At 74.6% G+C, this 14701-nt stretch carries 11 protein-coding genes; 3 read left to right on the forward strand and 8 right to left on the reverse strand.

Annotation, left to right across the window (positions count from 1 at the left end):
* Window positions 1-10 precede the first annotated feature (10 nt).
* The gene (locus ACIBBA_RS17835; RefSeq protein WP_396698448.1) at window positions 11-1525 is read right to left on the reverse strand and encodes a glutamate synthase subunit beta; all 1515 of its coding nucleotides are present in this window, start codon (window positions 1523-1525) and stop codon (window positions 11-13) included.
* Window positions 1518-6230 (reverse strand): glutamate synthase large subunit, encoded by a 4713-nt coding sequence (gene gltB, locus ACIBBA_RS17840; protein ID WP_396698450.1) that lies wholly within the window; start codon window positions 6228-6230, stop codon window positions 1518-1520. Before gltB ends, ACIBBA_RS17835 begins: the two co-directional genes overlap by 8 nt.
* Before the next feature lie 155 nt (window positions 6231-6385).
* Here gltB and ACIBBA_RS17845 point away from each other — a divergent pair, with 155 nt between their 5' ends.
* Window positions 6386-7222: a GNAT family N-acetyltransferase gene (locus ACIBBA_RS17845; protein WP_396698568.1), complete on the forward strand. Its 837-nt coding sequence runs from the start codon at window positions 6386-6388 to the stop codon at window positions 7220-7222.
* A 107-nt stretch (window positions 7223-7329) separates the two neighbouring features.
* Here ACIBBA_RS17845 and ACIBBA_RS17850 read toward each other — a convergent pair whose 3' ends face one another.
* Together ACIBBA_RS17850 and lgt are read right to left on the reverse strand one after the other, a co-directional pair.
* Window positions 7330-8517: an FAD-dependent oxidoreductase gene (locus ACIBBA_RS17850; protein ID WP_396698452.1), complete on the reverse strand. Its 1188-nt coding sequence runs from the start codon at window positions 8515-8517 to the stop codon at window positions 7330-7332.
* A gap of 15 nt (window positions 8518-8532) precedes the next feature.
* Window positions 8533-9756 (reverse strand): prolipoprotein diacylglyceryl transferase, encoded by a 1224-nt coding sequence (lgt, locus tag ACIBBA_RS17855; protein WP_396698454.1) that lies wholly within the window; start codon window positions 9754-9756, stop codon window positions 8533-8535.
* Window positions 9757-9859: 103 nt separating this feature from the next.
* Here lgt and ACIBBA_RS17860 point away from each other — a divergent pair, with 103 nt between their 5' ends.
* Entirely contained in the window at window positions 9860-10381 is a 522-nt protein-coding gene (locus tag ACIBBA_RS17860) for an NUDIX hydrolase (protein WP_396698456.1), read from the forward strand.
* 96 nt (window positions 10382-10477) lie between these two features.
* Here the strand turns inward: ACIBBA_RS17860 and trpA are convergent, their stop codons facing one another.
* Genes trpA through trpC form a run of 3 tightly spaced genes read right to left on the reverse strand, consistent with a single transcriptional unit; the run spans window position 10478 to window position 13363 of the window.
* Entirely contained in the window at window positions 10478-11281 is an 804-nt protein-coding gene (gene trpA / locus ACIBBA_RS17865; RefSeq protein ID WP_357050332.1) for a tryptophan synthase subunit alpha, read from the reverse strand.
* Window position 11282: 1 nt separating this feature from the next.
* Window positions 11283-12521, reverse strand: coding sequence for a tryptophan synthase subunit beta (gene trpB, locus ACIBBA_RS17870; protein WP_396698458.1), 1239 nt, complete (start codon window positions 12519-12521; stop codon window positions 11283-11285).
* Window positions 12522-12559: 38 nt separating this feature from the next.
* Window positions 12560-13363, reverse strand: coding sequence for an indole-3-glycerol phosphate synthase TrpC (gene trpC, locus ACIBBA_RS17875; protein WP_350872951.1), 804 nt, complete (start codon window positions 13361-13363; stop codon window positions 12560-12562).
* A 481-nt stretch (window positions 13364-13844) separates the two neighbouring features.
* Between trpC and ACIBBA_RS17880 the strand changes: the two genes are divergently transcribed.
* Complete coding sequence (locus ACIBBA_RS17880) at window positions 13845-14111, forward strand: hypothetical protein (RefSeq protein ID WP_350872950.1); 267 nt, start codon at window positions 13845-13847, stop codon at window positions 14109-14111.
* On the opposite strand, the gene ACIBBA_RS17885 is transcribed toward ACIBBA_RS17880, so the two are convergent.
* Window positions 14104-14679 (reverse strand): Trp biosynthesis-associated membrane protein, encoded by a 576-nt coding sequence (locus ACIBBA_RS17885; RefSeq protein ID WP_396698460.1) that lies wholly within the window; start codon window positions 14677-14679, stop codon window positions 14104-14106. The two genes, ACIBBA_RS17880 and ACIBBA_RS17885, sit on opposite strands and share 8 nt — an antisense overlap.
* Window positions 14680-14701 lie beyond the last annotated feature (22 nt).

Raw genomic sequence — 14701 nt, forward strand, 5'->3', positions numbered from 1 at the left:
GTGGGTCGGGTCAGCGCGCGGCGAGCGGCTGCGCGGCCGAGCCCACCGGCGCCGGCAACGCGCCGCCGGCCCCGAGGTGGGCGTGGATGGCGGCGGCCGCCGCCCGCCCCTCGGCGATCGCCCAGACGATCAGCGAGGCGCCCCGGTGCATGTCTCCGGCGACGAAGACGCCTTCGCTGCTCTGCCAGTCCGGCCCGGCGTCCACCGCACCGCGGGCGTTGCGGACCACCCCGAACTGCGCCAGCAGCGGCTGCTCCTCGGTGCCCTCGAAACCGATCGCCAGCAGCACCAGGTCGGCGGGCAGCTCCCGCTCACTGCCGGGCAGCACCGTGACCGTCCGCCGGCCGTCCCGCTTCTCCACGGTCACCTCGGCGATCCGGACCGCCCGCACCTGGCCGGTGCCGTCGTCGACGAACTCCTGCACCGCCACCGCGAAGACCCGCTCGCCGCCCTCCTCGTGGGCGGGGTAGCTGCGCAGGATCCACGGCCAGGTCGGCCACGGGTCGCGCTCCTCGTCACGAGCCTGCGGCGGCCTCGGGTAGAGGTCGAGCTGGTGCACCCCGGCCGCGCCCTGACGGTGCGCGACACCGAGGCAGTCCGCCGCGGTGTCGCCGCCACCGATGATCACCACGTGCTTGCCGGCCGCGTCGATCGGCGTGCCGTCGGGCAGCACCGCCAGCGCCGGTCGACCCTCGCCCGCCGCCGCGACCACCCGGTTGGCCGCGACCAGGTGCGCCATCGCCTGGTGCACGCCGCGCAGCTGCCGGCCCGGGGTCTCCGGGGTGTCCCGGCCGGCCAGCGCGCCGCAGGCCAGCAGCACGGCGTCGTGCCGGGCCCGCAGTTGCTCGGCGGTGACGTCGACGCCGACGTTCACCCCGGTGCGGAACTCGACCCCCTCGGCCGCGAGCTGGGCCAGCCGCCGGTCGACGTGCCGCTTCTCCAGCTTGAAGTCGGGAATGCCGTAGCGGAGCAGCCCGCCGATCGCGTCGTCCCGCTCGTACACCGTCACCGCGTGCCCGGCGCGGGCCAGCTGCTGGGCGGCGGCGAGGCCCGCGGGGCCGGAGCCGACCACGGCGACCGAGCGACCGGTGGGCGCCGGCACCGGCACCGGCCGCAGGCCGCCCCGGGCGACGGCGGCGTCCGCGATCTCCACCTCGACCTGCTTGATGGTGACCGGTTCACCCCCGGCGATGCCGAGCACGCAGGCGGCCTCGCAGGGCGCCGGGCAGAGCCGCCCGGTGAACTCGGGGAAGTTGTTGGTGGCATGCAGCGACTCCACCGCCGCGTCCCAGTTGCCGGTCCGGACCAGGTCGTTCCAGTCCGGGATCCGGTTGCCCAGCGGGCAGCCGGCGGTGTCGCTGTGGCAGAACGGGATACCGCAGTCCATGCAGCGGGTGGCCTGCTCGCGGATCAGCTCCTCGCCGGCCGGCGGGTACACCTCCCGCCAGTCGCTGATCCGCACCGGCACCGGCCGGCGGGCCGGCATCCGCCGCGGATAGCGCAGGAAACCGTTCGGGTCAGGCACGAGCCACCTCCTGGGCGGCCGCCCGCGGGGCGGGCGGCAGAGACGACGCGGAGGGCTGCGGCTGCGACGAGGAGGCGGCTGACGCCGCTAGTGCGCTCATCACCGCGTCGTCGACGTCACGGCCGGCGGCTTCGGCGGCCCGCATGATCTCCATAACCCGGCGGTAGTCCCGGGGCACCACGGCGGTGAACTCCTCCACCGCCTCCGGCCAGCGCTTGAGCAGCTCCCCGGCGACCGCCGAGTCGGTTTCCGCGAGGTGTCGCTGCACCAGCTCGTGCAGCACCGCCTGCTCCTCCTCGCGCAGCGGCGCCAGGTCGACCAGCTCGGTGTTGACCCGGGCCCGGTCGAGCCGGTGGACGAAGGCGGCACCGCCCGACATGCCGGCGGCGAAGTTGCGCCCGGTCGGGCCGAGCACCACCACCGTCCCGCCGGTCATGTACTCACAGCCGTGGTCGCCGACGCCCTCGACGACGGCCACCGCGCCGGAGTTGCGCACCGCGAAGCGCTCACCGACCCGCCCGCGCAGGAACACCTCACCGGCCGTGGCGCCGTAGAGGATGGTGTTGCCGGCGACGATCTGGTCCTCGGCCCGCTCCCCGGTGGCGGCGTCCGGGTCGACGAACGGCGCCGCCGGATCCGGTCGGACGATGACCCGGCCGCCGGAGAGCCCCTTGCCCACGTAGTCGTTGGCGTCACCGTGCAGTCGCAGGGTCACCCCGCGGGGCAGGAACGCGCCGAAGGACTGCCCGGCGGTGCCGCGCAGGGCGAACTCGATCGTGTCGGTGGGCAGCCCGGCCCCGCCGTGACGGCGGGTCACCTCGCCGCCGAGCATCGCGCCGACGCTGCGGTGGTCGTTGCGGATGTCCACCTCGACCCGGACCGGGGTGCCGTCGCGCAGGGCCGGCCCGGCGAGGGCGATCAGCTCGTTGTCCAACGCCCGGTCCAGCCCGTGGTCCTGGGCCCGGATGCCGCGCCGGGCCGCGTCCGGCGGCAGCTCCGGCAGGTGCAGCACGGGCGACAGGTCCAGGCCGTGCGCCTTCCAGTGCTCCACCGCCGGTACGACGTCGAGCAGCTCACTGTGCCCGATCGCCTCCTCGATCGACCGGAAGCCCAGCTCGGCCAGGTAGCCGCGGACCTCCTCGGCGAGGAAGAGGAAGAAGTTCTCCACGAACTCGGGCGTACCGGTGAACCGCTCCCGCAGCACCGGGTTCTGGGTGGCGATACCGACCGGGCAGGTGTCCAGGTGGCAGACCCGCATCATCACGCAGCCGGCCACGATCAAAGGCGTGGTGGCGAAGCCGAACTCCTCGGCGCCGAGCAGCGCCGCGACGAGCACGTCCCGGCCGGTCTTGAGCTGGCCGTCGACCTGCACGGTCACCCGGTCGCGGAGCTTGTTCAGCAGCAGCGTCTGCTGCGCCTCGGCCAGCCCCAGCTCCCAGGGGGTGCCGGCGTGCTTGAGCGAGTTGAGCGGGGACGCGCCGGTGCCGCCGTCGTGGCCGGAGATCAGGATGACGTCCGCCTTGAGCTTCGCCACCCCCGCAGCGACGGTGCCGACGCCGACCTCGCTGACCAGCTTGACGTGCACCCGGGCGGCCGGGTTGACGCACTTCAGGTCGTGCACCAGCTGGGCGAGGTCCTCGATGGAGTAGATGTCGTGGTGCGGCGGCGGGGAGATCAGGCCGACGCCCGGGGTGGCGTGCCGGGTCCGGGCGATCCAGGGCCAGACCTTGTTGCCCGGCAGCTGCCCGCCCTCACCGGGCTTGGCGCCCTGGGCCATCTTGATCTGGAGATCGTCCGCGTTGACCAGGTATTCGCTGGTCACCCCGAACCGCCCGCTGGCGATCTGCTTCACCGCCGAGCGTCGGGCCGGGTCGTAGAGCCGCTCGACGTCCTCGCCGCCCTCGCCGGTGTTGGACTTGCCGCCGAGACGGTTCATCGCGATCGCGAGCGTCTCGTGCGCCTCGGCGGAGATCGACCCGTACGACATGGCGCCGGTGGCGAACCGCTTGACGATCTCGGTGGCCGGCTCCACCTCGTCGAGCGGCACCGGCGGGCGCACCCCGGCGCGCAGGGTGAACAGGCCGCGCAGCGAGCCGGTCCGCGCGGCCAGCTCGTCCACCTTGGCGGTGTACCGCTGGAAGATCTCGTACTGACGGGTGCGGGTGGCGTGCTGGAGCAGGAAGACCGTCTCCGGGTTGAACAGGTGCAGCTCGCCCTCGCGGCGCCACTGGTATTCGCCGCCGACCTCCAGCCGGTCGGAGGCCGGGGTTCCGGCGGGCGGCCAGGCCAGGGCGTGCCGGGCGGCGACCTCGGCGTGGATGCCGGCCAGGCCGATCCCGCCGATCTTGCTGGGAGTGCCCCGGAAGTAGCGCTGCACCAGGCGGGCCTCCAGCCCGACCGCCTCGAAGACCTGCGCGCCGCAGTACGACGACACCGTCGAGATGCCCATCTTGGACATGATCTTCAGGACGCCCTTGCCGAGGGCCTTGACGTAGTTGCGCACCGCGGCGGCCGGGTCCGTGCCGACCAGCGCGCCAGTGGAGATCATGTCCTCCACCGACTCGAAGGCCAGGTACGGGTTCACCGCCGCCGCCCCGTAGCCGATCAGCACCGCCGCGTGGTGCACCTCGCGGCAGTCGCCGGACTCGACGATCAGCGCCACCTGCGTACGGGTCTGCTCGCGGACCAGATGCTGGTGCACCGCCGCGGTGAGCAGCAGCGACGGGATCGGGGCCAGGTCGGCGTTGGAGTCCCGGTCGGAGAGGACCAGGATCCGCACCCCGTCCTCGATCGCCTCGGAGACGTGCCGGCAGATCTCGGTGAGCCGGGCCTTGATCCCGGCGCCGCCGTCGCGGACCCGGTAGAGCCCGGAGACCCGGACGGCCTTGAAGCCGGGCAGGTCGCCGTCCTCGTCGATGGAGAGGATCTTGGCCAGCTCGTCGTTGTCGATCACCGGGTAGGGCAGCACGATCTGCCGGCAGCTCGCCGGGCCGGGGTCGAGCAGGTTGCCCTCCGGGCCGATGGTGGAGCTGAGGCTGGTCACCAGCTCCTCGCGGATGGCGTCCAGCGGCGGGTTGGTGACCTGCGCGAAGAGCTGGTGGAAGTAGTCGTAGAGCAGCCGCGGCCGGGTGGAGAGCGGGGCGATCGGGGTGTCCGTGCCCATCGAGCCGATCGGCTCGGCGCCGTTGCGGGCCATCGGCGCGAGCAGGATCTTCAGCTCCTCCTCGGTGTAGCCGAAGGTCTGCTGCCGGCGGCGGACCGAGTCGTGGGTGTAGACGATGTGCTCGCGGGCCGGCAGGTCGGTCAGCTCGATCAGCCCGGCGTGCAGCCAGTCCCCGTACGGCTGGGCGGCGGCCAGCTCGGCCTTGATCTCCTCGTCGTGCACGATCCGGCCGGCCACGGTGTCGACCAGGAACATCCGACCCGGCTGGAGCCGGCCCTTGGCGACCACCCGGGCCGGGTCGAGGTCGAGCACGCCCGCCTCGCTGCCGAGCACCACGAGGCCGTCGTCGGTACGCCACCAGCGCCCCGGGCGCAGCCCGTTGCGGTCCAGCACCGCGCCGACGATCTCGCCGTCGGTGAAGGCGACCGAGGCCGGGCCGTCCCACGGCTCCATCAGGCTGGCGTGGAAGCGGTAGAAGGAGCGCTTGTCCGGGCGCATGCCCGGGTCGTTCTCCCACGCCTCGGGGATCATCATCAGCACCGCGTGCGGCAGGCTCCGCCCGGCCAGGTGCAGCAGCTCCAGCACCTCGTCGAAGTTGGCCGAGTCGGAGGCGCCGGGCGTGCAGACCGGGAAGATCCGCCGGATGTTGCCGGGCAGGCCCGGGGTACGCAGCAGCGCCTCGCGGGCCTGCATCCAGTTCCGGTTGCCGCGGATCGTGTTGATCTCACCGTTGTGGGCGATGAACCGGTACGGGTGCGCCAGCGGCCAGGACGGGAACGTGTTGGTGGAGAACCGGGAGTGCACCAGCGCGATCGCGCTCCGCACCCGCTCGTCGGTCAGCTCGGGATAGAACTCCGGCAGCTGGTCGGGGGTGAGCATCCCCTTCCAGACCATCGTCCGCGCCGACAGCGACGGGAAGTACGCCGGCGCGCCGCGCTCGGCGCTCTCCCGCTCGGCCTGCTTGCGCACGCAGAACGCCACCCGGTCCAGCTCGAGGCCGTCCAGCGCCGAGCCGGCCGGCCCGGCGGGCGAGTCGGTCAGCCGGTGGGCGGCGAGGAAGAGCTGCCGGATCCTCGGCAGGGCGGCCAGCGCCGTCTCGCCCAGCCCGCTCGGGTCGACCGGCACGTCCCGCCAGCCGAGCAGCTCGGCCCCCTCGACCAGGGCGTACTTCTCGACCACCCGGCGGGCGAGGGCCTCGGCGGCGTCGTCGTCCGGGAGGAAGACCAGACCGGTGGCGTACTCGCCGGCGGGCGGCAGCGGGAAGTCCACCACCGCGCGCAGGAAGGCGTCCGGCACCTGGATCATGATGCCCGCGCCGTCGCCGGTGTTCGGTTCCGCGCCACGGGCGCCCCGGTGGTCCAGCCGACAGAGCGCGCCGAGACCGTTCTCGACGACCGCGTGCGAGCGGCGGCCGTACAGGTCCGCCACGAAGGCCACGCCGCACGCGTCGTGCTCCTGAGCGGGGTCGTAGAGCCCGGCCGCGGGCACGCCGAGGGTCGGGGCCGACTGCGGCTGGTGCGGGTACGGGTACGGAAAGGCCACCGGGCCTCCTGTCGTCACTCAGGTTGGAGCATGGTCGGGACGACGTCGGCCCTCGTGGGTCTATTGAGTCTACGTTAGGGCGGGGGCCGCAAGGCCAGTCCAGATTGATCACACCTTCCAGAGTCTGGGACGTGTAGTCTCGCGCGGTGGATCCCCTGCACAAGGACCTCTTCGACCGGTTGGAACGCTTCTACGACGCGGTGCCCCGCGATGCGGCGCGAGTGGAGGAGTACGGCGGACTGGTGCTCTTCGTCCGCGACGGCGGCGGTTTCCCGTTCTACGCCCGGCCCCGGCGGGACGCGACCGAAGCCCCCTCGCTGGCCGACGTCAACGCCGCCCGGGAGCGTCAGCGGGAGCTGGGCCTGCCCGAGGCCTTCGAGTGGGTGCACGAGACGACGCCCGAGCTGCTGCCGGTGGCCCGCTCGGCCGGGCTCGCCGTGCTGGAGGCCCCGCTGATGGTGCTCGACCCGGCGGCACTGCCCGACCCGGCGACGCTCACCGACGTACCGGTGCGGGTGCTGGACCCGGACTCGCCGGACTTCGCCGCGGAGGTGGCGGCCCGCCGGGCGGTCGCCGCGGTGGCGTTCGCCGCGGCCGGCACCGCCCCGGGCGACGCCGGTCCGGCGCAGCGGGACGCGGCCGTCACCGAGCTGGAACTCGCCGCGCTCGACGAGGAACGCGCCCGGATCGCGGACGGCCGGCGCCTGTCGGTGGTGGCCGCCACGGCGGCGGACGGGGCGCTGGCCAGCGGGATGGCGATGCGGGTCGGCGACGTCGCCGAGATCGCCGGGGTGGGCACGCTGCCCACCGCCCGCCGCCGAGGGCTGGGCGCGGCGGTCACCGCGACACTGGCCCGCGAACTGCACGCCGCCGGCACCGAGCTGATCTTCCTCTCCGCCGGCAGCGAGGAGATCGCCCGGGTCTACCTGCGGGTCGGCTTCCGCCGGATCGGCACCGCCTGCATCGCCGAACCCGCCGCGCTCATCCCCTGACCGGGGTCGCGACCCCGTCGATCATGGAGTTGTGGTGCCCGGACCGGGGTGAATCGCGCCGTTCGTCCACCACCACAACTGCATGATCGACGCGGGCGGCGGCGGTGTCAGGCCGGCGGGCGCCACTGGGCGGCGGAGGCGGCGGCGGTGTTGAGCAGGCGGGGACTCAGGGTGCCGAGCGCGGCGTCGCGGGCCCGCAGCGCCAGCCGGCCCCGTGTCTGCAGCACCGCCGACATCCGGCGGGTCTGCCGGACCACGCTCGCCGCCCGGGGGCGGCGCACCCGGTCGTACGCCTGCACGGCGTCGGGCAACCGGGACTCGCGCAGCAACACGGCGAGGGTGGCCGCGTCCTCGAAGGCGAGGCAGGCGCCCTGCCCCAGGTGCGGCGGCATGGCGTGCGCCGCGTCGCCGAGCAGCACCACGCCACCCGGGCCGGCCGGGAAGCCGTAAGCGCGGGGCAACGGGCGCAGCTCGCGAACCTCCTGCTGGACCAGGTCGGCCGGGTCGGTGGCGTCGAGCAGGTCGCCGATCGGCCCCGGCCAGCCGGCGTACCAGCGGCGGAGCAGGGCGAGCTGGGTCTCCGGCGGCTCCGGGCGGGGCGCGCCGGCCGCGGTGGCCACCCAGTAGATGCCGCCCCGGCTGGAGCCACCCGACGAGCCGCGCTCGCCCAGCGACGCGGAGACGAAACGGTAACCGGCGCCCAGCACCTCGCCGCCGATCGGCTGCTCGGCGGCCAGCCGGGGCGCCCGGTACCAGGGGATCACCGCGCGCCACGCGGCGGAGCCCGAGCTGACCACGGTGGCCTCGGGCGCGAGCCGGCGGCGCACCTCGCTGTCCGTCCCGTCGGCGGCGACCACCAGGTCGGCCTCGATGGTCTGCCGACCGTCGCCGACCGCCGGCCGCTCGCCCGGCTCGGCGCGGACGCTGCGCACCGTCACGCCGGTGCGCAGCTCCACCCGGTCGCCGAGACCGGCGATCAGCGCGTCGTGCAGGTCCTCCCGGTGCACCACCACCGGCATCCGGTCGGCCGGGACGGGGCGGGGCTGCACCAGCCAGTGCCCGTCGGGACGGCGTACCCCGGTGTCGGGCAGCGGGGTGGCGATCGCCTCCAGGCCGGCGCCGAGGCCGAGCGCCCGCAGCGCACGCACCCCGTTGGGCCAGAGCACCACCGCGGTCGGTTCGGGGCGGACCCGGTCGGCCCGTTCGAGCAGGGTGACCCGCCAGCCGGAGCGGGCCAGCGCGCCGGCGACCGACAGGCCGCCGATCCCGGCGCCGACCACCACCGCACTACGCATGGTGCCGCTCCCCCGTCAGCTGTCGCGCTCGGCCGGGCCGGAGCCGGTCGCGCCGGCCCGGTCGTCGTCGCGGGTCGGCTCGGTCTCCTCGACCGTCCGGTCCGGGTCGCCGGCGTCGGGCTCGGCGTCGGCCGCCGTGTCGGACCGCGCGGCGGGCACCGTCGCCTCGTCGGCGGACGTGCCGTCGGCGCCCGGCGCGTCGGCCACCGGATCGGCGGGCACCGCACCGGTCTCCTGGTAGGCCCGGAACTGCTCCTCGTCGACCACCCGGTAGCCCTCGGGCGCGGCCGGGCGGGACCCGGCCTCCCGCGCGGAGAGGTCGACCTGCGAGACGTCGGATCCGGCCGGCGTGGCCGGCACGGCCGGCGTGGCCGCGTCGAGCGGGATCAGGTACTCCCGCGGGCCGCGGACCCGCACGAAGTAGATCAGCGCGCCGAGGAAGACCAGCCCGGCGGTCCAGACGTTGAGCCGGACGCCGAGAATCGTGTTCGCCTCGTCGGTGCGCATCAGCTCGATCCAGAACCGGCCGGCGGTGTAGCCCATCACGTAGAGCGCGAACGCCCGCCCCCGACCGAGCCGCAGCTTGCGGTCGAGGAAGAAGACCAGCGCGGCGACGCCGACGTTCCAGATCGCCTCGTAGGCGAAGGTCGGCTGGTAGAGACCAGGTTCGAGGATCGGCTGGCCGGCGTCGTCGCGCAGCGCGTGACCCGGGTTGTCCGGGTCCATCCGGTGGATCTCCAGACCCCAGGGCAGGGTGGTCCGGCCGCCGAAGAGCTCGTTGTTGAACCAGTTGCCGATCCGGCCGATCGCCTGGGCCAGCGGCAGACCCGGGGCCAGCGCGTCGGCGACCACCGCGAACGGGATGCCGAGCTGCCGGGCGGCGATCCAGGCGCCGATCGCGCCACCGGCGACCGCGCCCCAGATGCCGAGCCCACCCTCCCAGATGGCGAACGCCTTCATCGGGTCGCCACCGGTGCCGAAGTATTTCTCCGGCGAGGTGATCACGTGGTAGATCCGGGCGCCGATGATGCCGGTCGGCACCGCCCACACCGCGATGTCCAGCACCGCGCCGGGTGCGACCCCGCGCCGCCGCAACCGGTACTCGGTGACCAGGCAGGCCACCACGATGCCGACGATGATGCACAGCGCGTACGCCCGGATCGGCACCGGTCCGAGCTGCCAGACGGCGGTGCTGGGGCTGGGCAGGGCCGCCTGGGGCGACAGCGAGGCGAGAGTCACGGATGCACACGCTACCGCTGCGGAGCCGTTCGGTGGCACCCCGGTCCACCGGTCGGACCGATCGCGATGACTTCTGGTTTGCGCCGCCGTAGGCTCTTTGTCCATGAGCACGCTCACCTGGGCGGTCGCTGCGATCGTCACCGATCGGGCCGGTCGGGTGCTGCTCTGCCGCCAGGGTCGCGGCGAGCGGCGCTATGCGCTGCCCGGCGGGCGGCTGCGGCGGGCGGAGAGCCCGATCGAGGCGGCGGTGCGCGACATCCGCGCCGAGACCGGGTACGACATCGAGGTGATCGACCTGGTCGGGCTCTATCGGCTCACCGAGCCGGCGCCCGAGGTGACGCCGCCCGGCCGGCCGGCCCTGCCGCCGGACGTCCTCGTACACGTCTTCCGGGCCCGGATCCGCGGCGACCGGCCGGCGGCCGAACCGCCCGGCGGGTGCCGGCTCTCCTGGCACGACCCGTCGGCGCTGCCGGCGGCGGTCACCCCGACCACCCGGGTGGCCGTCGCCGATGCCACCGCCGGCCACTCCGGCGTGCTGGGCTGCTGCGGCCCGACCCCGGAGCTCGACCCGGGCCGGGCGGTGCCGGGCCCGCGACCCGGGCGGGACACCTCCGCCCAGCGGTGACACCACTCGTCACGCGGTTCCGCCGGTTGGGCAACTCCGAGGCTGACGTTGGCTGCGGAGGAGACGCGTCCGAGCGGCGCTGCCGCGCGGGCGGGCTCAGCGGGTGGGGTTGCGCACGCCCTCGGCGAGTTCGGCGCTGAGCGCGCGCAGCGCGGCCAGCCCGGCGGCCTCGTCCGGGGCGTCGAGCAGGCAGCGGACCAGGGCGCTGCCCACGATCACCCCGTCGGCGTAGCCGCCGACCGTGCCGGCCTGCGCACCGGTGCCGACGCCGAGCCCGACGCCCACCGGCAGGTCGGTCACCTCCCGCACCCGGGAGACGAGCACCGGCGCCGCCGTGGAGGTCTGCGACCGCGCGCCGGTCACCCCCATGATCGCCGTGGCGTAGACGAAGCCCCGGCAGTGCTCGACGGTCATCGCCAGCCGCGCGTCGGTGGAGGACGGGGAGACCAGGAACGTGCGGTCCAGCCCGTACGCGTCCGAGGCGGCCAGCCACTCGCCGGCCTCCTCGGGGATGAGGTCCGGCGTGATCAGGCCGGTGCCGCCGGCGGCGTCGAGGTCACGGGCGAAGGCGTCGACGCCGTACCGCTCGACCGGGTTCCAGTAGGTCATGGTGACCACCGGCGCGCCGGTGGCCGCGACAGCCTCGATGATGCGCAGCGTGTCGGCGGTGCGCACCCCGCCGGCGAGCGCGATGTCGCTGGCCTTCTGGATCACCGGGCCGTCCATCACCGGATCGGAGTAGGGGATCTCCACCTCGATCACGTCGACCCCGGCCTCCACCATCGCGGTCATCGCCGCGATGCTGCCCTCGACGGTGGGGAAGCCGGCCGGCATGCAGCCGACCAGCAGAGCCCGGCCGTCCGCGCGGGCCTTGTCGAAGGCGACCCCGATCCGGCTCATCTCACTGCTCCTTGTCGAGGATGCCGAAGTAGTCGCCGGCGGTGTGCACGTCCTTGTCGCCCCGGCCGGAGAGGTTGACCACGATGGTGGGCTCCCGGCCCAGCTCGGCGGCGAGCTTCGGGGCGATCGTGACGGTGCCGGCGAGCGCGTGCGCGCTCTCGATCGCCGGGATGATCCCCTCGGTGCGGCAGAGCAGTTCGAACGCGGCCATCGCCTCGTCGTCGGTGACCGGGGCGTAGGTCGCCCGGCCGGTGTCGTGCAGCCAGGCGTGTTCCGGCCCGACCCCGGGGTAGTCCAGGCCGGCGGAGATCGAGTGCGACTCCTGCGTCTGGCCGTCGGCGTCCTGCAGCACGTAGGTGCGGGTGCCGTGCAGCACGCCGGCGGAGCCGCCGGTGATGCTGGCCGCGTGCCGGCCGGTGGCGACCCCGTCGCCACCCGCCTCGAAGCCGTGGAGCCGGACGTCCGGGTCGCCGACGAAGGCGTGGAAGATGCCGAGCGCGTTGGAGCCGCCGCCGACGCAGGCGGTCACCGCGTCGGGCAGCGCGCCGGTCAGGTCGAGGCACTGCTGGCGGGCCTCGTCGCCGATGCCGCGTACGAAGTCGCGCACCATGGCCGGGAACGGGTGCGGGCCGGCGGCGGTGCCGATCAGGTAGTGGGTGTCGTCGACGTTGGCGACCCAGTCCCGCATCGCCTCGTTCATGGCGTCCTTGAGGGTCCGCGAGCCGTTGGTCACCGGGACGACCGTGGCGCCGAGCATCCGCATCCGGGCCACGTTGAGCGCCTGCCGCTCGGTGTCGACCTGGCCCATGTAGACCACGCATTCCAGGTCGAACAGCGCGGCGGCGGTGGCGGTGGCCACCCCGTGCTGGCCGGCGCCGGTCTCCGCGATCACCCGGGTCTTGCCCATCCGCTTGGTGAGCAGCGCCTGACCGAGCACGTTGCGCACCTTGTGCGCGCCGGTGTGGTTCAGGTCCTCCCGCTTGAGCAGCACCCGGGCCCCGACCTTCGCGGAGAACCGCCGGGCCTCGTAGAGCAGCGACGGCGTGCCGGCGTAGTCACGCAGCAGCGCGCCGAACTCGGCCCGGAAGGACTCGTCCGCCATCGCTGTGCGCCACGCCCCGTCGAGCTCGTCCAGCGCGGCCACCAGGGCCTCGGGCACGAAACGGCCGCCGAAGCGGCCGAAGTGGCCGGCGGAGTCGGGCTGCGGGCCGGCCGCCGGGGCCAGCGCGTCGGCGCTCATCGGATCGTCCTCTCGCTGCGGGCGGAGCCGGCGCGGGATCAGCGCGCCGGGCGGGGCGTGGCCGGGTGGTTGCCGGCGTTGACCAGCTCGGCCACCGCCTCCCGAGGGCTCTTCTGGGTGACCAGGCCCTCGCCGACCAGCACCGCGTCGGCGCCGGCCGACGCGTACCGGATGAGGTCGTGCGGACCCCGTACGCCGGACTCGGCGATCTTGACGACGCTGCTCGGCAGGCCGGGCGCGATCCGCTCGAAGACCGAGCGGTCGACCTCCAGGGTACGCAGGTCGCGGGCGTTGACCCCGATGACCTGCGCACCGGCCTCCAGCGCCCGGTCGGCCTCCTCCTCGTCGTGCACCTCGACGAGCGCGGTCATGCCGAGCGACTCGATCCGCTCCAGCAGGCCCATCAGCACGTTCTGCTCCAGCGCGGCGACGATCAGCAGCACCAGGTCGGCGCCGTGCGCACGCGCCTCGTGCACCTGGTAGCTGGAGACCACGAAGTCCTTGCGGAGCACCGGGATCTGCACCGCGGCGCGGACCGCCGCCAGGTCGTCCAGCGAGCCGCCGAACCAGCGCCCCTCGGTGAGCACGCTGATCGCCCGGGCGCCACCGGCCGCGTAGTCGCCGGCCAGATCGGCCGGGTCGGCGATCTCGGCGAGCTGACCCTTGGACGGCGAGGAGCGCTTCACCTCGGCGATCACCGCGACGCCGGGGCGGCGCAGGGCCGCGTACGCGTCCAGCGGCGGCGGGGCGGCGGCGGCCAGCTCCCGGATCCGCTCCAGCGGAACCTGCTCCTGCCGCCGGGCGACGTCCTCGCGCACCCCGGCCAGGATCTCGTCGAGCACGCTTGCGGACGCCGCCGGACCGGCCTCGTCCCCCTCCGCGTGCGCATGCTCAGCAGTCACCATCGGACTCCCCTCTCCGGGTGTCATGGGCCGATGCTAGGGGGCGCCAGCTGGCGCCAGGTGGTGGGGGTATGGCGCGGCTCACGAAACCGGCTGGGGCATAATGGCCGACCTGCCGTGAAGAGGATGTCACGCAGCGCCACCTCCCGGACCGACCGGCGACGCTCGGGGCCAACCCCGGCTCGCATCGACGTCGACCCATAGATCATGCCACCACCGGGTCGCCCGCCGCCCGCTCAGCGATGTGCGTCGATGCTGTGACCAAGCTCAAGGACGAGTGGCCCTGTCCTGGTGTTGGCCCCTGATGGACAGTTGACCGGCCGGTCACCGCGGCGAAACGTGAGCCGGCAAGCATGTCCCTCAGGCAGACTCGATGACGCGCCTGCCGACCCGTCGCCAACCATCCTCCTGCGGGGTGACCATGAGCACTGCCGATCCGAACCCGACCGTCGGACTGACCACCATCTCGCGGACCGTCGCGTCCCTCGCCGTCGGCGTGGTGCACACGCTGGAGCGGGCGGTGGTCGGCGAGGGGCGGATGCGGACCGCGCGGGGGAACGCGTGGGAGGCGGTCTGCGCCGACCGGGCCCGCGCCGACCGGCGGGCCGAGCTGGACCGCCTGGTGGCCGAGCTGGCCGCGGCCCGGGCCGCCGCCCGCCGTCAGCGCGAGGAGCAGCCGGTCAGCTGACCGTCGGATCCTCGCCCCGGTCCAGCGCGTCCCACGCCTCGGTGGTGCGCCGCCCGGCGACGGGGCCGGGCGGTGGGGCCACCGGTCCCGCCGGCTCGACCCGGGCCGGCCGCTCGTACCGGGCGCCCATCGCCGGCCAGCCGCGCCCCCGCAGCGCCGTCAACAGCCCACCCGCGGCGGCCATCAGCCCGCCGAGCAGACAGAGGGCGGGCCACTGCCGGTTCATCGCCCCGGCGAACCCGGCCAGCAGGCCGTAGCCACCGCCGACCGCCACCGCCACCCCGAGCAGGGCGAGCAGGACGCCGAGCAGTTGGCGCAGCCGGCCCCGGGTGGCGAGCACCGCGCCCCCGCCGGCCAACCCGACCACCGCCAGGGCCGGCAGCCACGGCAGCAGGCCACCACCGCTGTGGGTGGTGCGCTCCGGCGGCAGCGGCGTCGGGCGTACGGTCAGCTCGACCGACCAGGTGCGGGTCGCCGCCCAGAGCGCGAGGCCCGCGCCGGCGAGGCTGAGCAGCACCGCGCACGTCAGCTCGCGCCGGCCCGCGCCCGGCCGCCCGCCCGCGCTCACCGGGGCCGCCTCTCGTTCGCGA

This window comes from Micromonospora sp. NPDC051006 (assembly GCF_044456245.1).
Classification (GTDB): domain Bacteria; phylum Actinomycetota; class Actinomycetes; order Mycobacteriales; family Micromonosporaceae; genus Micromonospora.